Below are 20205 nucleotides of genomic sequence, written 5' to 3' on the forward strand. Positions count from 1 at the left end.
TGCAAAAAAAGAAGTTACTTAGGTAGCTTCTTTTTTTAATGTAAAACGGGACAGCAGGGAGGGAACGGATCAAATGGATAAAAGGTAGATCCGTTCTCGAGTTGGAGTGGGGAACGAAGTTCGAAACGTTGTCGGTTTTACGTGGCTTTAGCCACATTGCAAATTCAGTATTCCAAGTAAAACATTCGCCTTTGGATTACATAATTCGCTTTTGTGTCAATACTAATAAATGATAGATGACGTCAGGAAATAATAAACTCGATAATAAAGTATATAATTAACATTAAGGCTATCACCTATCAGAATTACAATAAAAAATTTAACACGCGAAAGAGGGCTCGGATTTTAAGATGGCATTGCATCATATTAAAAAACCCATATTGTTTCAGGGTAAAGGCAGGAAGCGAGAATATTTCGAAGGTTGGTATTATAAGCAAGGCTCAAAAGACGGGAAATCGGTTGTGGCATTAATTCCTGGGATTAGTATTGCTGGGCGCGATGACCATTGTTTTGTTCAATCAATATATATGAGCACTGATAAAGGTGGTAATCAAATTGTGAATACATCATACTTCAATTATCCTTTATGTGAATTCTCATACAAAGATGACCCTTTTATCGTTAAAATTGCCGACAATTATTTTACCGAGTCTGTTGTTTCTGTTCGGCTGAATGGTGAAAATTCAAGCATTGAAGGAACATTGATATTAGACGATTTAACTACGATTCGAACCTCATTATTAATGCCTAATATTATGGGTTATTTCGCGTATTTTCCTAAGATGGAGTGCTATCATGGTGTCATGAGTATGAACCATAAGGTATATGGAACTTTGAAGGTCGACGGGCGAGAAATCAACTTTGATGGAGGGAGTGGGTATCTTGAAAAAGACTGGGGAACCTCATTCCCTAAAAAATATATCTGGATTCAGTGTAATCAATTTAAAAGCAAGGGGGTTAGCTTATTTTGTTCCATTGCGAATATACCTTTTATGGGATCCAGTTTCTTAGGCTTCATATGTAATATTGTGATCGGAACTGATGAATATCGATTTGCAACCTATAATAAGAGCAAGCTTCTAATAAAAAATGTAGACAATAGAGGCGTTGCACTTTTATTAACGAACAAGAAAGCTGAATTAAAGGTTGAAGCTAGCATAAATCGGGGAGGGAAGCTTATTTCTCCTCGGAATGGTATGATGCAAGACGCGATAAAGGAAGGGCTTACAGGTACCGTTCAGATAACGCTCCAAAGCAGAGACCGTAGACTGATCTATGAGGGATGGAGTCAGCTGGCAGGAATTGAAATCGTCGGCTTCGCATAAGTACATTTTCTTCTAACATATTTTCCTTAATTGTGATAAAATGAAATATACCGTCAATCTTAGAGAAACTAAGAAAGAGAAATCCATCGACAGGTAAAAGCATCCTTAGTCGATAAGGATGGAGGGATACAATTTGAAGAAAAAAACTCGGTACTATATAAAAAACATAGCAGCAGTCATCATTATAGTGCTTGGAATTTTAGCTTATCAAGGAGTAATCAGCCGATCTGCTTTCTCAAATTTGATGATTGCTATTCTGGTTATAGCCATTGCCCTTGAGCTTGTGATTAAGCATGTTCTCAAAAACAAGGAGTAAGATTTACAACATGGAGTTGCTTGATATTGTAGACGAAAAAGGAAACCCAACAGGGAAGACCGTAGAAAGAGAGATTGCTCATAGACAAGGAATCCTTCACAGAACATCTCATGTATGGGTTATGCGAAAAATAAAGGGGAAGACTCAGGTACTGCTTCAGAGAAGGAGCGTAAATAAAGATTCCTTTCCCGGTTGTTATGATATCTCTAGTGCAGGCCATATCCCTGCAGGAGATGAATTTCTTGAATCTGCACTGCGGGAATTAGAAGAAGAGCTTGGAATCATAGCAAAACCGAAAGAACTGATTTACTGCGGACAACGCCGGTTTGAATTCAGACAATGGTTTCATGGACATGAATTTTGGGACAACCAGGTAAGCAATATATATGCATTACGGAGAAACATAAAAGCATCAGCATTGATTATACAAGAAGCAGAAATTGAAGCAGTACAGTGGATGGATCTGGACCAGTGCATTAATATGGTGAAAAGCGGGACTGTACCACACTGCATCTGGATTGAGGAATTAGAGATGATCTCATCAATACATAGCAAATAGACGATAAGCGTAGAAAACCCCTTCTTACTTTGTCATAAGAAGGGGTTTTTTTATATCGAATTCGATCAGTGTTTCTTTTCTTCCTGAAGTTTCGCCCAGGCGAGGGCAAATGCAGATTCTTGCGGTTGACTTTTTTCTTGTTTTTTCATGTATTCCTGCAGCTCTCGTTTGCCCATTTTATTTCTGTTTTCTGCAAGCTGCTGATTGAAGCGATCAAACTTTTCTCTAAATCCGCAGGGGCAGGAGTAAATTCTCTTATCTCCCTCGCCGATTACATTGAGTTTTTTATGGCATTGAGGGCAGCGAGCATTACTTACGTAAGACAGGCTTTGTTTGTAGCCGCATTCCCGATCCTGACATACCAGCATTTTTCCTTTCTTGCCATTTACCTCTAGGAGAAATTTGTCGCACAGGGGGCAACGGGTTCTCGTCATGTTGTCATGGCGATAATTACCTTCGCTGGCGATGACTCTGCTGACAATGAGAGATGCAAATTCTTTCATTTCGGAGATGAAGGGAGCACTTTTTTCCTGGCCTTTGCTGATGGAAGTTAAGCGCTTTTCCCACTTTTCTGTCAGTTCAGGAGATTTCAATTCTTCCGGTACCAAATTGATAAGTTGAACGCCCTTGCTCATTGGGAAAATATCTTTCCCTCTGCGCTCACAGGAGTTTGCAGTAAACATTTTTTCGATAATATCTGCTCTTGTGGCGGGAGTTCCCAAATTATGATGCTCCATTGCAGAGAGGAGCGTTGCTTCTGTATATCTCGCCGGTGGCTTGGTCTTTCCGGTCGTCAGCTTGATGGCCAGTACGCGAAGCTTTTGGCCCTGCTTTAATTCAGGCAAGCTCTGGCTCTTTACCTCCAGATCATCGGAAGACTCATCCAAATCACCATGGCTGGCACCGTAGATACTTTTCCAACCAATCTGCTGAATGATTTTTCCCTTCGCGGTGAATATCTCATTTTCTATCTCAATCTTCACAGTTGTTTGCATATATTCAGAATCAGGACTAAATACTGCAAGAAAACGCTTCACCACAAGGTCATAGATTTTACGCTCATCTGAAGACAAATCCATGAATCTCACGTATTCTTCTGTCGGAATAATGGCATGATGGTCAGTTACTTTTGTATCATCCACAATTCTCTTTGATGTTTTGATGCCAGACTTGATAATGGCAGAAGCTGCTGCATTGAATTCGCCAGAAGAGACCGCGCGCAGACGGTCCTTGAGTGTAGGGACGATGTCACTGGTGATATAACGAGAGTCTGTTCTGGGGTAGGTAAGAACCTTATGCTCCTCATAAAGCCGCTGCATCAGATTTAGGGTTTGTTTGGCGGAGAAACCGAAGCTTATATTAGCATCACGCTGCAATTCGGTTAAATCATATAATAAGGGCGGTGCTTCCCGTTTGGCATCCTTTTTTATATCCGTGATGATGCCATCCTTGCCGCTCAGCTTGCCAACCAAAGACTTTGCCTTATCTTCTTCTGAAATCCGAGTCTGACCACTTTTTTTATCACTCCACTGGGCCTTGAATCCATTGAGATCTGAATGGATACAGAAATAGTCCTTTGGGATAAATCGCTTGATTTCTTCCTCTCTTTTCACGATCATAGCTAAAGTTGGTGTCTGAACCCGTCCGGCAGATAATTGTGCATTGTATTTACAGGTAAGAGCTCTTGTTACATTTAATCCTACAAGCCAGTCAGCCTCTGCTCTGCTCTGAGCGGAATGATAAAGATTATCATACTCCGCAGCTGGCTTTAAATGATCAAAACCATCTCTGATGCTTTTATCCGTCTGTGACGAAATCCAGAGTCTCTTGATGGGCTTGTGAAAGCCAGCCTTTTGAATAATCCAGCGCGCAACAAGTTCTCCTTCTCGTCCAGCATCGGTTGCGATAATCAACTCTGTAATTTCGGGATTTTTCATTAAATTTCGGACAACATTGAATTGCTTTCCAGTCTCCTTGATGACTACCAGATCCATCTTCTTTGGCATCATCGGAAGCGTATCAAGCGACCATTTTTTGTATTGATCGCCATAGTACTCCGGATCTGCTAACGTAACCAGATGTCCAAGCGACCAGGTTACAATATATTTTGGGCCGACGATGTGGCCTTCTTTTGCGTTGGAGCAGCCTAAAACCCGAGCCAGCTCACGACCAACTGATGGTTTTTCTGCTAATACTAGTACCTTTCCCATTTTTTCTCCCTTCTTGGATCCAATCCCCCCCGTTAACAGGCAAAACACTTTCATAATTGTTGGATTTCTGTAATTATTATACCATATTAATTGCGAGAGCCACTCAATATTAAGTTTTAATATCATATTGAATCAAGTTTCTTTTCAGATGCTCAGCAATCCAGAAAATATGGTATATTAAGGTATAGAGTTCGAATAATAGGATTCCATGCGAAGCCAGAATTAAGAGGCTGGCAGCGAAATGATTTAGTGATGCTGCGTAATTGGTTGATACTAGAAAAAAAGGGGATGAAAGTATGAGAGTGGGAGTTTTGTCAGATACTCATATACCAAGCAAGTCTAAGAGACTACCGGAGGAGCTAATAACAGCATTTGGGCAGGTGGACCATATTATCCATTTAGGAGATATCATAAGTCAATCTGTGCTGGACGAGCTTGGGACGCTGGCCCCTGTTACAGCTGTTTCGGGTAATGCAGACCCAGAGCAGCTAAAGCAAGAGCTAGGAACGAAGAAGTTGATCAATCTGGGAGGATTTCTCATCGGAATTGTTCATGGGCACGGAACGTCAGGCAAAACAGCAGACCGTGCATTCCGAGCATTTGCCGGAGATGATGTGGATTGCATTCTATTTGGACACAGTCACATTCCATTGTGCGAATTCAGAGAAAGAATCCTAATGTTTAATCCGGGCTCCCCAACGGATAAAAGGCGCAATAGATTCTATTCCTTCGGAATATTGGAACTTGATACAGAGATTAAGGCAAGGCATTACTTTTTTTGATTGTAGCCCCAAGGGCCTTTCGATCGTCAAGCTTGCTTGGCGGTCTCTTATTATGGGTCCTGCTTAAAATCTGTTTTTTCTTATGGATAATTCCTTGTAAAGTGATGGTTAAATTTATTTGATTTATGTGGATAAGTTGTATATAATATAACGTATAAATAAGAATACGTTTCGACGAGTTCATTTGATAAAAAAATAAATATGTTTACGAAACATGAATGTTTCAAAGGAGTTGTTTATGAGATCTAAAAGAATCAGTGATATTGAAGATTATATTTATGAGAATAAAACGGTCACACTGGACCAGCTTTGCAGAGTCTTCGATGTCTCTAAGAACACGATTCGTCGGGATTTAAAGGAAATTATCTCAGGCGGAAATTTTAAGAAGATTTATGGTGGCATTACGGTAAAGGATAATAAGGATTTGTTGCCCTTTAGCGAAAGAAACATCAGTAACCTTGATGCTAAGAAAAAAATTGCGGCTAAGGCAGCAGAGCTGGTTGAGGACAGCGACGTAATTTTCATCGATTCAGGAACTACCACAATCCATATGATCGATTTTATTAAGGAAAAGAAGAATCTGACGATTATTACAAATAACCTGGAAGTAATGATTCGTGTGATTCCTTATGAGAACATTAAGCTGATCTCCCTCTCAGGAGAGCTCGACAGAAATACACTGTCCTTTACAGGGGATACGGCTTCTGCTGTTTTGAAAAGCTATAACATTTCAAAGGCATTTATGGCCTCCGCAGGAGTTTCTATCAATGGTGGTGTTACCAATTCGTCTACAAAAGAGTATGATATTAAATCCACCGCAGTCAAACGGAGCAATTCGGTTTACCTGCTGACCAGTGAAGACAAGTTTAACCTTGTTGCAATCATGACGTACTGTACACTGGATAAGCTGACCGGCATTATAACCGATGGACATCCGCCGCAGGACATCCATGATTTCATGACAGATCATGGTATGGATTTAATCATTGCACGGTAAGGTGCGGAATAAAAACTTTCTAGTTAATGAGTGTAAAAAGACGCTGCTCCCTAAGGAGCAGCGTCTTCCTATTCTAAGTATAATCTTTCAATCCAACACATGGAATGTCTGATTGGTTAAACCACCACCACGCAGCCAATGAGGCAGACGAGAGTGCGGTGACCAGCACAGCTAGCCCCAATATCCCATCTCCCCAGGGAAGGGAAGCAAGTGACATTCCAACACTTCCAAGTACCATCCAAGTGGTACTGATGATAGAGGACGCCGAGCCAGTATCCCCCTGTTGCTGATTAAAAAGCAAATTGGTGCTGAAAGGCCTGAGCATGGTGCAGGATAAGGACATGATGACGGTAGAGAACAGAAAGAAAAACGGTGAGAGCCTGCCCGCAGTCATCATGATGACCCCGCCGATGGCAGCAATTCCGAAACATAAACTGCTAAAGAGCTTTTTATCAACATTTCGAAGGAACTTGATATAAATGGTAGGGCCCAGCAGAGATATTAAGGCATTAAACGCAAAGAAATAGCTATAATCCTGCTCACTTAGACCAAAATATTCAACGTAGATATACGAGGATACCGCAATGTATCCCATGAATGGGATGGAAACCAAAGAGAAGATCAGCACAGGAATAATAAAGCTTTTGTTCCTTGATACATGGATCAATCGCCCCATAGAGCCGATTAGAGTGCCTGTAAAGCGATCCTCTTTCTGCAAGGTCTCCTGATAGAGTATCGTGAGAGTTAAATTCAAGATCCCGATGCCAGCAAGAGTCCAGAATGTACCTTGCCAGTTTACGACCTTAAGTAGTATGGCTCCTAGAACTGGTGCCAGCATAGGAGCAAGGCCTGCAAGCGTCTGAACAACGGCAAGAACACCTTCCCTTTTTTTCCCTGAATAACAGTCCTTTACCATTGCCACTGAGGAAGCAGTAATTCCGCCAGAGCCGATCCCTTGGAAAATTCGCGCAAAAACCAAAAAGTAGATATTCGTTGAAAGAGCGCAGGCAATGCTGCTGACGATATAAAGAGTGCTGCCAATCAATATGATCGGTTTTCTTCCGTATTTATCGCTCATTGGTCCCCAAAACAAAATTCCGACGGCATAGCAGATAAAAAAAGCGCTCAGTGTCAGATTGGTAATGGCAGAGCTGCTGCCAAAGTAAGTGTTCATTGTCGGCAGCGATGGCAGATAAAGGTCTGTAGATAGGGGGATGAACATATTCATCAGAACGATATAGGCAATCAGTCCTTTCTTGCCCAGATATTTCTGAAATTCGCGATAAGAGGGTAATTCCGTCTGATTCATTATTGAAATCCTTTCTATATATATTACAGCGAGAACGAAGGAGTCTCTCAGAATTTAAAATCCAGTATAACATTTTTTTCCTGAAAGGGCAAGTCACTGCTTGTTCAGTTTTATTTTGCATACCGGGCGAATGCCCGAAAAAGCATATGCAAAGACTGTAATCCTGATTGCAAAAAACCAAAGAGAGACTGATGGCAACTTCAGTCTCTCTTTGGTTAACTATTTTATTTCAAATATCGGCAAGAGCATATCAGAAGATGTTTAATACATTCTCGCCTTTTTCAGATTAGCTTCTTTGTTCTGGTAAGCAGTGTTTACGCCTTCCTTCTCAGAAGTGCTTGCGATACCCACATGCCACCATGATTTGTATCCCTCTGTCATTGTCTTTGGAAGAACTTTGATATCAATCAGAGTTGATACGGTCTGCTTTTTGGAATCCTCTAGGGCAGCCTTCAGCTCTGCAAGGGTTCTGACACTGTATGTCTTCACTCCATATCCTTCAGCAGATTTTGCAAAGTCAATCGGAATCAGACCACCGCTCAGCCCCTGATCTTCTGTACGATATCTAAATTCTGTAGCAAGGCTTCCGATACCGTTTGACATCTGCAGGTTGTTGATACAGCCAAATCCGCAGTTATCAAAGAGAAGTACGTTGATCTTTTTGCCTTCTTGCAGCGATGTGACGAGCTCGGTATGAAGCATCAGATAGCTTCCGTCTCCTGTCATTGCATATACTTCCTGGTTAGGAGAAGCAATTTTCGCACCCAGAGATGCAGCTACCTCATAGCCCATGCAGGAATACCCGTATTCCATGTGATAAGAATATCTTGTATCTGTGGTCCACATTCTCTGCAGGCAGCCTGGCAGACTTCCGGAAGCGCCAACAACGATGGAATCTTCGGGAATCATCTTTCTGATCAGGCAGAGTGCTGAAGTCTGAGTGATGGTTCCGCCGGTGAGCTCAACAAATTCCTCAACGGTTCTTGGATCTCTGGCTTCAACGATTGGCTTAAAGTTATCATCATAAGCATATTTTGCAAAGAATTCCATCTGGTGATTCCAAGCGGCTCTCATTTCTTTGATTTCATTCTGATAGGTAGACTTATAACCCTTTTCTTTCAGAGCAACTGTCAAAGCGGTCAGTGCTGCTTTTGCATCTCCGACGGCCTTAATGCTGTCAGCCTTATAAGCATGGAATCTGGAAGCATTAATGGATACAAATTTTACGTCTGGATTCTGGAAGAGTGACTTTGATCCAGTTGTGAAGTCAGAAAGCCTTGTTCCTACTGCGATGACAAGATCTGCAGTCTCGGCAAGGGTATTTGCTGCAAGATTTCCAGTTACACCAATACCGCCCAGACAATAAGGAGAGCTTGATTTACAAGCGCTCTTTCCAGCTTGAGTTTCACCAAAAGGTACATGGAATGCCTCACAGAATTCTTCAAGGGCTTTTCCAGCTTCTGAATATCTAACACCGCCGCCGCAAATCACGATGGGGCGTTTGCTGCTTAGAATTGCTTCGATTACTTCTTCCAGTTCCTCAGCAACAGGTGTAGGCCTTGTGATTTTATGCACACGTTTTTCAAAGAAATAATCGGGATACTCAAAGCTTTCACCCTGAACATCCTGAGGAATTGCAACACAAACCGCACCGGTTTCAGCGGGGTCTGTAAGTACTCTCATAGCGTTGATCATTGCACTCATCAGCTGCTCCGGTCTGTTAACACGATCCCAATATTTCGTAACGGGTTTGAACGCGTCATTTGTGGAGATGGACAGGCTTGTAGGCTGCTCGATCTGCTGAAGCACGGGATCAGGCTGTCTTGTGGCGAATACGTCTCCCGGTAGGAGAAGCAATGGAATATTGTTTACGGTAGCTGTCGCCGCAGCGGTTACCATGTTTGCTGCGCCAGGACCGATGGAGGACGCACAGGCAATGATCTTTCTGCGGTTATTCTGCTTTGCAAAGCCTGAAGCCACATGTGCCATACCCTGCTCATTTCGGCCTTGATATACTCTCAGCTGTCCTGGATTTTCATCCAGAGCCTGCCCTAGTCCGCAGACGATACCATGTCCGAAAATGGTGAATACACCTTCAACAAACTTGGTTTCAACACCGTCCATGCTGACATACTGATTGTCTAAAAATTTCACCAGGGCTTGCCCCATGGTCATCTTGGTTGTGTTCATGGATATTTACCTCTCATTTATTGTATTGCTTTATATTTAACCGGCTATTAAGATTGCTCTGCATCTTTGCTAACCTGCGCCTGAAGTATCAGACGGAAGGATCTGTAATTAATATTTCAACCTTAGGATCAAAATAAATTAATCTGCTTTTGCAACCATATCGCCGTGTTCTTGTTTTGATTTTACGATAAACTCTTTGATTACATCTAGAGTCGGCATGTCCTCGGAGCAGGCATGGCTTGCAACCAGCAGTGAAGCAGAAGCGCTTCCCAGCTCAAGACAATCCTGCATTGGGAGGCCTTCCAGCAAACCAAACAGGAAAGCTGCGGCATATCCATCTCCGCCGCCGAAGGATTTCAGTGCTTTGACAGGAAACGGCTTGATGGAATATTTTTCACCATCATTGGTATATGCTGTGGAGCCGGCTTTACCATGCTTGATTACGACAACCTTTGCACCTTGACCGTGCCAATAGGCTGCTGTTTCTGCATCATTTCTGCCTGGTTCGATGAGCCGTTCCGTCAAATCATATTCTTCCCTGGAACCAAGGATTATATCACTTTGTCTTGCAACGATGGAATAGTAGATTGAAATTTCATCCTTGCTTCTCCAGTTGTATTCTCTGTAGTCAATATCAAAAATAACAGGTGTATTGGTCTTCTTCGCTAGGGAAAGTGCCCGCAGAGCAGCTTCTCTCGATGGGCTTTCTGCCAGTGCTGTGCCTGAAAGCAGGAGCGCTTTACTGTTTTTAATATATGCTTCATCGATGTCGGAAACGTCCAGCTGAAGATCTGCGATATCGTTTCGATACATTAGAATGCTGCTTTCACTTTCATTGAGAATTTCTGTAAAGGTCAGACCAAGTTTTTCTCCGTTGACGCATCTTTTAATCCGAGAAACGTCAATTCCTTCATTCTCGAAATATTCAACGACAAAATCTCCGAAACGATCATCGGATACTCTGGCGAAAAAGCCGATGCGTTTTCCCAGTCTTGCCATCCCCACCGCAATATTCGCAGGGGAACCACCAAGATATTTTCTGAATGTGGTGCTTTCTGTCAATGTTTTGAAATAATCGACAGGATTAAAATCTATAGCGATTCTTCCAAGTAATACAAGATCCATTGGCCTCTTAGAATCAAAGTTAACGTACTTCATACTCCCACTCCTTATCATTCGTAACCCGCCCAATCAGTTTAGATGATTGACGGCGGACTCAAAGAAATCATAATTCAAACATGTTTAATTCCTGGTTAATTTAATTATACTAGTCATTAAAAATATGAATATGCTGCTTCACTTTTTCGTAAAAGCCCTCTATCATTGCTTCATTTAGACCGAAGAAATCATGGTGTCCATCCTTGATGAAATAGGACTGGGCTGATGCTGTAAGGGCATCGTAGCAGGAAGTTGCAATATTTACCTTCCTGATTCCAAGTCGGATAGCCGTTTTAAAATCTTCTTCCGTAAGCCCTGTTCCCCCATGGAGCACAATCGGCAGATCTACCAGCTTGGCTGTCTTTTCCAAAATGTCAAATCGGAGGTCAGGAGCAACGGTGTAGTTCCCATGTGCATTACCTATGGCGATGGCTAAAGCGGTCAGCTTGGCGCGTTTGGAAAAGGTTAGAGCGTCAGTCGGATCCGTGTAGCATATTGTATGGTTTACATTTCCGCCTTCGTTTCCGCCTACTACACCGATTTCGCCTTCCACATCAGCTCCGTACTTGGATGCCATGGAGACCACTTCACTGGTTTTTTTAATATTTTCCTCCAGAGCGTACAAAGAGCCATCAAACATAACAGACGTAAAGCCGCAGTCAAGAGCTTTCTGTATGTTTTCAAAGGACACTCCGTGATCGAAATGAACTGCAATGTCAACCTTAGCTCTTTTGGCTGCATTCACCATCATGGGACCCATCAAATCAAGAGGTGAGTGAGTCAAACGTTTTTCAGCCACCTGCATAATGACAGGAAAATTGAGATCCTCTGCAGCCTTGACGACTGCGATTATCATCTCCATATTGCCCACATTAAATGCGCCAACGGCCTTTTTCTTTTGCTCCGCCTCTTTTAGCAGAGACTTCATATTACAAAGCGGCATTGTGATACCTCCTGAAACCGTTGAAATAATAGATATGTAAATTATTGTTATGTTGTAGTGATATTTGATTATGTTTTGGGTATATTTTAGCATGAAGTCCAGAAAAGAACAATAGATATTTTAATAAAAGTAGTGGATGTATTTCATTCTGCTTGAGTTCTTCATATCAAATAGTATGAATTGAATCACATCAGGCAATTCATACTATTTTATTGATTTTGTTCTACTGATGAGGAAGGTTAGCAAGACTGCAGCCTGAAGCAAATTAGTTAAAAAAATAACTTTTGATCAATTTAGTAATGGAAAAAACCCAATAATGATATAATCGAAATGCATGGTCTGATCTCATTCGTCTTCATATGCATAAAGCTATGAAAAAAAGGCAAATTAGTTAAAAAAATTATGTTGATATAACGAAAATGAAATGCTATTATTATTGACACAAGGACGAAAAAAACGATTTACTGGAAAGGGGAAGGGAGAAAGAGAATGGAATATATATTGGAAATGAACGATATCTGCAAATCATTCTCGGGCGTTAAAGTACTGGATAAAGTTTCGCTGCGAATAAGGGCGGGAGAGGTTCACGCTCTGATGGGAGAAAACGGAGCCGGTAAATCAACTTTAATGAAAATTCTGATGGGAATTTACAAAGCGGATTCTGGGCAAATCTCCATAAATGGTGAGCCGGTGACGGTTGGCGGACCCAAAGATGCCATTGCAAAAGGCATCTCTATGATTCACCAGGAACTAAACCCGGTTTTGGATATGGAAGTTTCCGAAAACATTTTTATCGGAAGAGAACTAAAAACGTCTGGTCCTATCAAACTGGTGGACAGGGCTGGAATGCGTAAAGAGGCTGGAAATCTCTTGCAGAGCATGGATATCGGTATCAACCCGAGGACAATTACAAGATTTCTGAGTGTTGCCGAAATGCAGCTTGTGGAAATTGTAAAAGCAATTTCGCTGAATTCCAGAATAGTAATTATGGATGAGCCTACCTCAGCGATTACAGACAAGGAAGTTCAGGTTCTATTCCAGCAGATTAAAAGATTAAAAGAGCAGGGCGTTGCAATTATCTATATTTCACACAAAATGGATGAAATATTTAAAATATCCGACTCGATCACTGTGCTGCGGGATGGAACGCTTGCCGGGACCGGCAGGAGCGCTGATCTTGATCCTGATAAACTGATCTCAATGATGGTGGGAAGAGAAATCAAGGAGGTCTATCCGAAAGAAGAAACTGAAGTTAAGGATGTTGTTCTTGAAGTTAAAAATCTAAACAGCGGCAAAAGGGTCAAAGACATCAGTTTCTATTTAAAAAGTGGGGAGGTTCTTGGGATTGCTGGTTTGGTCGGTTCGGGAAGAAGCGAACTTGCAGAGACGATCTTCGGAATTCGTCCAAGCACTTCCGGAAGTATATTGATCCATGGCAAGGAAACTTCAATTCGCCATCCAAAGGAAGCCATTGCCCGCAAGATGGCAATGATTACGGAGGATCGGAAGCAGACCGGACTAAACCTGAAAACCACGGTGGAACAGAATATCTCTTTGGTTTCCCTTGGGAAGCTCTCTAAAAACGGGATTATTGATAAAAAGAAGGAAGCGGAAGCTGCCGAGAAATATATGAAGTCGCTGAAGATCAAGACTTTTTCACGCAAGACGCCAGTGGTTTCTCTCAGTGGTGGAAACCAGCAGAAGGTAGTTTTAGCAAAATGGCTGCTCAGTGAGCCGGAAATTATTATCTTTGATGAACCTACAAGAGGAATTGATGTGGGTGCGAAACGGGATATTTATCTTTTGATTGGCGAACTGGCAAAACAAGGAAAGGCAGTCATCGTGATATCTTCTGAAATGCCGGAGGTTATGGGAATCAGTGATAGGATTCTGGTCATGTGTGAAGGTTCCATTGCAGGGGAACTGAAAAGAGAAGCATTTACCCAGGAAGCCATTATGAATTATGCATCTGCAAGAGGAGGAAAAAGAGCATGAGTGAAAGACTTGGAACTGAAAAAACAAGGTGGAAAAATAATGTAAGAGAGTTTGGTATCTTGATTGCATTTGTTGCAATAGTAGCCGTATTAATGATCATTTCTCCCGATGCATTTGCACAGCCAAAAAATCTCATCGGCATTGTTAAGCAGGCATCCATCAACGGAATACTAGCCTGCGGCATGATGTTTGTTATTTTGTCTGATGGAATTGATCTTTCTGTTGGATCTACTGTAGCTTTGGCTGGCGTTATGGCGGCTCATTTTGCTCATCCTGATACGTATCCTGTAATAATCCCGATTTTGATGGGAATTTTGGTGGGTCTGGCAGTCGGTTTGCTCAATGGAATCGGTGTTGCTTTTGGAGGAATTCCGCCTTTTATCATCACGCTGGCCACAATGACAGCGGTCAGAGGCGTTGCACTCATTGCAAGCGGAGGTTCTCCTGTTTATAACCTTTCCGATACCTTTAACGGAATTGCCAGTGGGTTCATTCCTGGAACCATAGTCCCTATATTAGCGGTATACTTTCTACTTATTATATTGTTCAGCGGGTTTATCCTGACTAAAACCGTATTTGGACGTCGTATTTATACCATCGGCGGAAATGAAGTTGCGGCAAAGGTATCTGGAATCAACGTAAAAAGGATGAGATTGTCTGTCTATGCGATTTCTGGTGTACTTGCGGGGTTCGCAGGCGTATTGCTTGCATCTCGGACCATTTCTGGGTCTCCTACTGCAGGGCAGAGCTATGAGCTGGATGCTATCGCAGCTGTCATCATCGGAGGAGTCAGCATGTCCGGTGGCGCCGGTAAATGGTATGGCACACTCATTGGAGCATTGCTGCTTGCGGTCCTTGCAAACGGACTTGATATTCTTAACGTTTCATCCAACTATCAGATGGTGATCAAAGGAGCAATCATAGCAATCGCAGTTCTGGTTGATATTAGAGGTAAGAGCAGAAACGAGTAAATTTATGGTTACTGATGCAGCAAAACCTAGAGGCTTTGTGCATTGTAATAATCCAGCATCGATTGATGCTATTCAAATGAGGAGGAAGAGAAAATGAAAACAAGAAAGTTCCTTGCAGTATTTATGGCACTTATGATGGTGATGGCTGTTTTTGCAGGATGTGCCGGAAAAGTTACTGACGAAGAGAGTGAAGGCGGAAGCAAAGATGCTCCGAAGAAGTTTGCGTTGTTCATGACACACATGTCAAACGCATTCACCATTGAGCTGTCTGATGCAGTGAAAGCACAGGCTGCTGAATTGGGTGTTGAACTGACCGTTAATGATGCGGCGCAGGATGTAGCGAAGCAGATCAGCCAAATCGAAACAGCTGTAAATCAGGGTGTTGATGGAATCATCATTGAGCCGGTTTCCGTTGACGGAATCCTGCCTGGCGTAAAAATGGCCAAAGAAGCCGGAGTTACGGTCGTAATTGTAAATCAGCAGATCAGTGATCCTTCTGCAGCGAATGCTTATGTTGGTGTATCCAATGCAGACGGCGGAGAGATGGAAATGACAAAGGCTGCTGAGGACATCGGCGGCGCCGGAAATGTTGCCTTCTTATATGGACCGATGGGTTCTGATGCTCAGCTTGGAAGATTGGAAGGATATCAGAGAGTTCTTTCTAAAAATCCCGATATCAAGGTTGCATTTGAAAGCACCGCTGAATGGGACACTGCAAAGGCTCTCAGCTTAGTAGAAAACTGGCTTCAGGCCAATAAGGATCTTAAGGCAATCGTTGCACAGAATGACGGGATGGCTCTTGGAGCACTGAAAGCCATCGAAGATGCAAAATTGCAGGATTCCATCAAAGTTTACGGCCTTGATGCCACACCAGATGCGCTGCAGGCTGTAAAAGACGGCAGACTTGCTGCAACAGTATCTCAGAGCACTACTGCTCAGGGTTCAGAAGCGATGAAAGCTTGTTTTGCAATTGCCAGCGGTGAAACGGTGGATGCTGAAATCCTTGTTGATTTTACGCTGATTACAAAGGATAATGTAGATCAATTCTTAAAGTAACAATTGAATTTCAAATTAACAAAAACCCGTCGAACTCGACGGGTTTTTGTGTTATAATAAATTCCGATATGAAACAAAAATCGTAAATTTTGCCCTGGATGTCTTTGTTGTATCGGTGTGAAGAAAACCGGAAATGCGGCTTGCACATATGATATAATAGTTCTGTCTATTAACTAGTTTTGGCTTTTGCAGGGGAGGATACAGACGTGACAATACTAAAGATTATATTTGTAGCGATGCTTTGCGTGCCTTTATTATATATTTCAGCTGTGCTTGTAGGGAAATTATTTGATGAATACGTGAAAAAAAAGAGGTAGGAGACATTACTTATGAATAGAGGCCTGTTTATAACCTTCGAAGGTCCAGACGGATCAGGTAAGACGACCCAGATTGAAAGGCTGAGATCCTTTGTAGAAAAAAAAGGGTATGATGCAGTTTTAACCAGAGAGCCTGGGGGTACTGCGATCAGTGAAAAAATACGGGAGATTATCCTGGATCGAAACAATACAGAAATGGATCCTATGACAGAGGCGCTTTTGTATGCGGCTTCCAGAGCACAGCATGTAGCGCAGGTGATCAAACCTGCACTGGAATCAGGCAGAGCGGTTATCTGTGATCGTTTTATCGATTCTAGTATCGTATACCAGGGTTTTGGAAGAAAACTGGGCGATTGTGTAAGGATTATAAATGAATACGCAGTAGGCGGCTGTTTTCCCGATATTACATTCCTATTGAAAGTAGATCCGGAAATCGGAAAAGGAAGAATCCGGCCCGATGCGCAAGATCGTCTGGATATGGAGAAGCTGGAATATCATAGAGCAGTGTATCAGGCTTATGAAGAACTGGAAAAGAATGATCCGGATCGAATTATAGGCATTGACGCATCAAGAGGAATTGACGAGATCAGTAACGAGATTAAAAGCCATATCGAGCGTATTTTGGGCTGAAATTATGGGATTAAAAGATATTAAGACAAATGAAAACATTATTGAACGGATGATACGTTCTGTAAGGAATGGGTCAATTTCACATGCCTATCTGCTGGAAGGAGATCGTTCCATAGACAAGCTTGGACTGGCTGAGAACTTTGCCAAAGCCATTCTATGCAAAGAAGGTGACGGCGATGGCTGCGACTGCTGTACGACTTGCAGAAAAATCAGCCATGGCAATCATGAAGATGTAATTTATCTGGAAGCCGATGGAAGCAGCATAAAGGATGAGGCCATCGAGGAGCTTCAGGGAAGAATCCGGAAAAAGCCATATGACGGAGACCGGAATATCGTCATTGTTAAGGATGCAGATACGATGACCCTGAGAGCGCAAAACAGGCTGCTGAAAACCCTGGAGGAACCGTCCCCTGGAACAGTGATCATTCTGCTGTCTGAGAATATAGAAAATCTGGTACAGACAATCCTATCAAGGTGTGTTGTCTTCAAACTGAATACTTTTATCCCTCAGGAATATAAGAATGTACTGGAAGGGGCAATACTAATAGCAGGAATGCTTCTAGAAGGAAGACCCTTTTATGAAATGTCAGGTAAACTTTCCGAGTTTACAGCAAGCCGGGAACTTGCACACGAACTTTTGGATGCGATGGAGACATGGTATCGAGATCTTGCAGTCTACCGATATGATTCCAATTCACAGCTTATATTGTATCAGGACAGGATTGATGAGATTCGAGACAAGAGCAGGCTATGCCCTTTTGGACATGTTGAAAAGGCGGTAGCTGCACTTGAGGAAGCCCGCAGTGACTTGAACAGAAATTTGAATACCGGTTATACATTGAAAAATATGGTTCTAAAAATAAGCTCATAGGTCCCAACAGTTCATCTTTTGATTTGAAAATGGAAATAAACATTTTAAAGATAGAGTAATCCTAAAGGAGGATAAAGAATGGTTAAGGTAGCCGGGGTCCGGTTTAAAAGAGCCGGAAAGATATATTATTTTGATCCAGACAATCTGCAGGTTGAGGAAGGTACTCATGTTATTGTGGAAACTGCCAGGGGAATGGAATTTGGTACGGTTACATCCGGCATCAAAGAAGTCACTGAAAGTGAAATTGTACAACCACTGAAGAAAATTGTTCGGATTGCAGATGAAAATGACGTGAACCAGCATAAGGAAAATGTAAAGAAAAAACAAAGAGCGCTGGAACTTTGTCAGGAGAAGGTTAATAAGCATAATCTGCAGATGAAACTGATTGATGTGGAGTATACTTTTGACAACAGCAAGATCATCTTCTACTTTACAGCTGACGGCAGGGTAGACTTTAGAGAACTGGTCAAGGATTTGGCTGGTGTGTTTAAAATGAGGATTGAACTTCGCCAAATCGGTGTTCGGGATGAGGCAAAGATGGTAGGCGGAATCGGCACTTGTGGAAAAGGGCTTTGCTGCCACACTTGGCTTCCAGAGTTTGAACCCGTATCCATCAAGATGGCTAAGGTACAAAACCTATCGTTGAACCCCACAAAGATTTCCGGAATTTGCGGCAGACTGATGTGCTGTTTGAAATATGAAAATGATATCTATTACGAACTGAGAAAAGGCATGCCTGAGGTGGGAGAACGGATTAAAACCAGCGATGGAGTTGGTGTGGTTATCGAATCCAATATTCTGGAAAACAAGATTCGGGTAAGGCTTGTGATAGAGGAAAAAAACCCCGACAAACCTGAAAAACTCAGCACAGATGTCTACACTTATAAAAAGCAGCAGATTACGAGACTTGATGCAAAGGATAACAAAGACATACTGGAAGACATTGATGATGCGCTGCTGGATGAAATTAAGGATTTGTTGAAAGAGTGAATGAATTATTAAAAGACGGAGAACGAATTGACGAGATCGGATTTGGGAACCTCAGGCTGATTCAAAAGCCTGAGGATTTTTGCTATGGGATTGATGCTGTGCTGCTGGCAACCTTTGCCCAGGTAAAAAAGCGAGGAAGAGCAGTGGATCTTGGGACGGGGACAGGAATAATTCCATTGATTCTAAGCCATAGAACGGAGGCGTCAGAATTGGTTGGGGTAGAGATCCAGAAGGATTCCTATGAACGGGGGCTTAGAAACATCTCCTTAAATGATTTGTCTGAACGGGTAAGTATCATCAATACTGATATCAAGCTGCTTACCAAAGATAAAAAACTCAGCCCTGGCAGTTTTGATACGGTTCTATCCAATCCACCTTATGTTTCCGGAAATGGCGGACTGAAAAACAAAATGGCAGCCAAAACGATAGCACGCCATGAAACAACGGCAGGGCTGGCGGATTTTATTAGAGAAGCAGCATTGCTGCTGAAGGATAGAGGAGATTTTTATCTGGTACATCGTCCGAATCGCCTTGTTGATATCTGTACCCTAAGCCGTAAAAATAAGCTGGAGCCAAAGGAGCTTATGTTTGTAAGCCCTAACAGAACAGCCGCCCCCAACATTCTTTTGCTCCACTGTGTAAAGAACGGAAGACCTGAGCTTAAGTTTTTGGATCCACTGTTTGTATATGATGAAGAGGGGAACTATACAGAAGAAATTCTGAAAAGATATGAACGTATCTAAACGTGTCTGAATCGGAAATCTCTGTTCAAGCCAGAGAATGGCAGAATAATAGAAAAGGCCTGCTGAGGATCAGCAGGCCTTGCTTTTGTGTTCATTGCCGTTTTCTCGATTTACCATTTTTTGCCGTTTGTAAACCGACTATGTGCTTAGATTTTTTGCAGTTCGTCAATACAATCGGAACAAACATTCTTGTCATGAATCCTCTTAACATTTTTTGCGTTGCCACAGAAAATGCAAGCTGGTTCATATTTTTTTAACAGGATGTAGTCGCCATCAACATAGATTTCAATCGGATCCTTAATTTCAATATCAAGTGTCCTTCTAAGCTCTATCGGTAACACGATTCTGCCAAGCTCGTCAACTTTTCTAACGATACCTGTAGCCTTCATTACAATCTCCCCTTTCCTTATAAACTTCTCCTCAAACAAAATAATTCTAGCTCTAGATTGCCGTACCTTATATTAACATTTTGGATAAAATTAGTCAACGCTATTTTTTATCCCTCACAAGCAGGTTCTTGAGAGAACCCAGCGCGTTGATCAGGGAGGTCAATGCGGCGATAACGCTTTGATTTCCTTTGATTATGTTAGATATGCTGTCCACAGAGGTAGAGACATCGCCAATAATTTTATCCACCTCTTTTGCGTTTTCAGCAGCAATCCCAGAAATTACCTGTGCATCTTCTAATATTTTATTTACATTTTTTACAGTTGGAATCAGATTCCTCACGAACTGAATGCAGTAGACCAATAGAACGAAGACAGCCAGTCCAATAAATATCAATCCGGCGTCGCCTAGGGTAATTGTAGTATTCATTCCACCTTCCCTCCTCGCATATATTAT

General features: G+C 42.2%; 19 protein-coding genes. 12 read left to right on the forward strand and 7 right to left on the reverse strand.

Annotated elements, in window-relative coordinates; genetic code table 11:
- Window positions 1–350: 350 nt before the first annotated feature.
- The 3 genes from FRZ06_20480 to FRZ06_20490 all read left to right on the forward strand — a co-directional run bounded on the left by FRZ06_20480 (window position 351) and on the right by FRZ06_20490 (window position 2200).
- Window positions 351–1325 carry a hypothetical protein gene (locus tag FRZ06_20480; protein QOX65560.1) on the forward strand — a complete coding sequence of 325 codons (975 nt, stop codon included), beginning with the start codon at window positions 351–353 and terminating at the stop codon, window positions 1323–1325.
- A gap of 133 nt (window positions 1326–1458) precedes the next feature.
- Entirely contained in the window at window positions 1459–1641 is a 183-nt protein-coding gene (locus tag FRZ06_20485; protein ID QOX65561.1) for a hypothetical protein, read from the forward strand.
- Window positions 1642–1651: 10 nt separating this feature from the next.
- Entirely contained in the window at window positions 1652–2200 is a 549-nt protein-coding gene (locus tag FRZ06_20490) for an NUDIX domain-containing protein (protein QOX65562.1), read from the forward strand.
- Window positions 2201–2265: 65 nt separating this feature from the next.
- Here the strand turns inward: FRZ06_20490 and FRZ06_20495 are convergent, their stop codons facing one another.
- On the reverse strand, window positions 2266–4410 hold the full coding sequence (locus FRZ06_20495) for a DNA topoisomerase III (GenBank protein QOX65563.1): 2145 nt from the start codon (window positions 4408–4410) through the stop codon (window positions 2266–2268).
- 296 nt (window positions 4411–4706) lie between these two features.
- On the opposite strand from FRZ06_20495, the gene FRZ06_20500 reads away from it, so the two are divergent.
- Both FRZ06_20500 and FRZ06_20505 read left to right on the forward strand, forming a co-directional pair.
- Window positions 4707–5192, forward strand: coding sequence for a metallophosphoesterase family protein (locus FRZ06_20500; protein QOX65564.1), 486 nt, complete (start codon window positions 4707–4709; stop codon window positions 5190–5192).
- A 238-nt stretch (window positions 5193–5430) separates the two neighbouring features.
- Window positions 5431–6189, forward strand: coding sequence for a DeoR/GlpR transcriptional regulator (locus FRZ06_20505; protein QOX65565.1), 759 nt, complete (start codon window positions 5431–5433; stop codon window positions 6187–6189).
- Between the two features lie 73 nt (window positions 6190–6262).
- On the opposite strand, the gene FRZ06_20510 is transcribed toward FRZ06_20505, so the two are convergent.
- From FRZ06_20510 to FRZ06_20525, 4 genes are all read right to left on the reverse strand, one after another.
- Entirely contained in the window at window positions 6263–7498 is a 1236-nt protein-coding gene (locus tag FRZ06_20510) for a multidrug effflux MFS transporter (protein ID QOX65566.1), read from the reverse strand.
- A gap of 261 nt (window positions 7499–7759) precedes the next feature.
- Window positions 7760–9688, reverse strand: coding sequence for a 3D-(3,5/4)-trihydroxycyclohexane-1,2-dione acylhydrolase (decyclizing) (gene iolD, locus FRZ06_20515; GenBank protein QOX65567.1), 1929 nt, complete (start codon window positions 9686–9688; stop codon window positions 7760–7762).
- A 138-nt stretch (window positions 9689–9826) separates the two neighbouring features.
- A complete protein-coding gene (iolC, locus tag FRZ06_20520; GenBank protein ID QOX65568.1) occupies window positions 9827–10846 on the reverse strand; it encodes a 5-dehydro-2-deoxygluconokinase in 1020 nt (339 codons plus the stop codon).
- A 109-nt stretch (window positions 10847–10955) separates the two neighbouring features.
- Window positions 10956–11789, reverse strand: coding sequence for a ketose-bisphosphate aldolase (locus FRZ06_20525; GenBank protein QOX65569.1), 834 nt, complete (start codon window positions 11787–11789; stop codon window positions 10956–10958).
- A gap of 489 nt (window positions 11790–12278) precedes the next feature.
- Here FRZ06_20525 and FRZ06_20530 point away from each other — a divergent pair, with 489 nt between their 5' ends.
- The 7 genes from FRZ06_20530 to FRZ06_20560 all read left to right on the forward strand — a co-directional run bounded on the left by FRZ06_20530 (window position 12279) and on the right by FRZ06_20560 (window position 19362).
- Entirely contained in the window at window positions 12279–13784 is a 1506-nt protein-coding gene (locus tag FRZ06_20530; GenBank protein QOX65570.1) for a sugar ABC transporter ATP-binding protein, read from the forward strand.
- Window positions 13781–14755, forward strand: coding sequence for an ABC transporter permease (locus tag FRZ06_20535; protein QOX65571.1), 975 nt, complete (start codon window positions 13781–13783; stop codon window positions 14753–14755). The genes FRZ06_20530 and FRZ06_20535 overlap by 4 nt, the downstream gene beginning before the upstream one ends.
- Window positions 14756–14890: 135 nt before the next feature.
- Window positions 14891–15811: a sugar ABC transporter substrate-binding protein gene (locus FRZ06_20540; GenBank protein QOX66027.1), complete on the forward strand. Its 921-nt coding sequence runs from the start codon at window positions 14891–14893 to the stop codon at window positions 15809–15811.
- A gap of 329 nt (window positions 15812–16140) precedes the next feature.
- The gene (locus FRZ06_20545) at window positions 16141–16758 is read left to right on the forward strand and encodes a dTMP kinase (GenBank protein ID QOX65572.1); all 618 of its coding nucleotides are present in this window, start codon (window positions 16141–16143) and stop codon (window positions 16756–16758) included.
- Window positions 16759–16762: 4 nt separating this feature from the next.
- On the forward strand, window positions 16763–17629 hold the full coding sequence (locus FRZ06_20550; protein QOX65573.1) for a hypothetical protein: 867 nt from the start codon (window positions 16763–16765) through the stop codon (window positions 17627–17629).
- 78 nt (window positions 17630–17707) lie between these two features.
- Window positions 17708–18619 carry a stage 0 sporulation family protein gene (locus FRZ06_20555; GenBank protein QOX65574.1) on the forward strand — a complete coding sequence of 304 codons (912 nt, stop codon included), beginning with the start codon at window positions 17708–17710 and terminating at the stop codon, window positions 18617–18619.
- Window positions 18616–19362, forward strand: coding sequence for a tRNA1(Val) (adenine(37)-N6)-methyltransferase (locus FRZ06_20560; protein ID QOX65575.1), 747 nt, complete (start codon window positions 18616–18618; stop codon window positions 19360–19362). The genes FRZ06_20555 and FRZ06_20560 overlap by 4 nt, the downstream gene beginning before the upstream one ends.
- A gap of 146 nt (window positions 19363–19508) precedes the next feature.
- On the opposite strand, the gene FRZ06_20565 is transcribed toward FRZ06_20560, so the two are convergent.
- Window positions 19509–19751 carry an AbrB/MazE/SpoVT family DNA-binding domain-containing protein gene (locus FRZ06_20565; protein ID QOX65576.1) on the reverse strand — a complete coding sequence of 81 codons (243 nt, stop codon included), beginning with the start codon at window positions 19749–19751 and terminating at the stop codon, window positions 19509–19511.
- Between the two features lie 100 nt (window positions 19752–19851).
- Window positions 19852–20178 carry a hypothetical protein gene (locus FRZ06_20570; protein ID QOX65577.1) on the reverse strand — a complete coding sequence of 109 codons (327 nt, stop codon included), beginning with the start codon at window positions 20176–20178 and terminating at the stop codon, window positions 19852–19854.
- Between the last annotated feature and the right edge of the window lie 27 nt (window positions 20179–20205).

This window comes from Clostridiales bacterium, from assembly GCA_015243575.1.
Taxonomy (GTDB): Bacteria; Bacillota; Clostridia; order Peptostreptococcales; family Anaerovoracaceae; genus Anoxybacterium; species Anoxybacterium hadale.

Excerpts from the sequence above, each read along its gene's own strand:
- FRZ06_20530 (QOX65570.1), top strand. The coding sequence starts at position 12,279 with ATGGAATATATATTGGAAATGAACGATATCTGCAAATCATTCTCGGGC.
- FRZ06_20550 (QOX65573.1), top strand. The coding sequence starts at position 16,763 with ATGGGATTAAAAGATATTAAGACAAATGAAAACATTATTGAACGGATG.
- FRZ06_20505 (QOX65565.1), top strand. The coding sequence starts at position 5,431 with ATGAGATCTAAAAGAATCAGTGATATTGAAGATTATATTTATGAGAAT.
- FRZ06_20540 (QOX66027.1), top strand. The coding sequence starts at position 14,891 with ATGGTGATGGCTGTTTTTGCAGGATGTGCCGGAAAAGTTACTGACGAA.
- iolC (QOX65568.1), bottom strand. The coding sequence starts at position 10,846 with ATGAAGTACGTTAACTTTGATTCTAAGAGGCCAATGGATCTTGTATTA.
- FRZ06_20490 (QOX65562.1), top strand. The coding sequence starts at position 1,652 with ATGGAGTTGCTTGATATTGTAGACGAAAAAGGAAACCCAACAGGGAAG.
- FRZ06_20555 (QOX65574.1), top strand. The coding sequence starts at position 17,708 with ATGGTTAAGGTAGCCGGGGTCCGGTTTAAAAGAGCCGGAAAGATATAT.
- FRZ06_20500 (QOX65564.1), top strand. The coding sequence starts at position 4,707 with ATGAGAGTGGGAGTTTTGTCAGATACTCATATACCAAGCAAGTCTAAG.
- FRZ06_20535 (QOX65571.1), top strand. The coding sequence starts at position 13,781 with ATGAGTGAAAGACTTGGAACTGAAAAAACAAGGTGGAAAAATAATGTA.
- FRZ06_20570 (QOX65577.1), bottom strand. The coding sequence starts at position 20,178 with ATGAATACTACAATTACCCTAGGCGACGCCGGATTGATATTTATTGGA.
- FRZ06_20495 (QOX65563.1), bottom strand. The coding sequence starts at position 4,410 with ATGGGAAAGGTACTAGTATTAGCAGAAAAACCATCAGTTGGTCGTGAG.
- iolD (QOX65567.1), bottom strand. The coding sequence starts at position 9,688 with ATGAACACAACCAAGATGACCATGGGGCAAGCCCTGGTGAAATTTTTA.
- FRZ06_20480 (QOX65560.1), top strand. The coding sequence starts at position 351 with ATGGCATTGCATCATATTAAAAAACCCATATTGTTTCAGGGTAAAGGC.
- FRZ06_20545 (QOX65572.1), top strand. The coding sequence starts at position 16,141 with ATGAATAGAGGCCTGTTTATAACCTTCGAAGGTCCAGACGGATCAGGT.
- FRZ06_20565 (QOX65576.1), bottom strand. The coding sequence starts at position 19,751 with ATGAAGGCTACAGGTATCGTTAGAAAAGTTGACGAGCTTGGCAGAATC.
- FRZ06_20525 (QOX65569.1), bottom strand. The coding sequence starts at position 11,789 with ATGCCGCTTTGTAATATGAAGTCTCTGCTAAAAGAGGCGGAGCAAAAG.
- FRZ06_20510 (QOX65566.1), bottom strand. The coding sequence starts at position 7,498 with ATGAATCAGACGGAATTACCCTCTTATCGCGAATTTCAGAAATATCTG.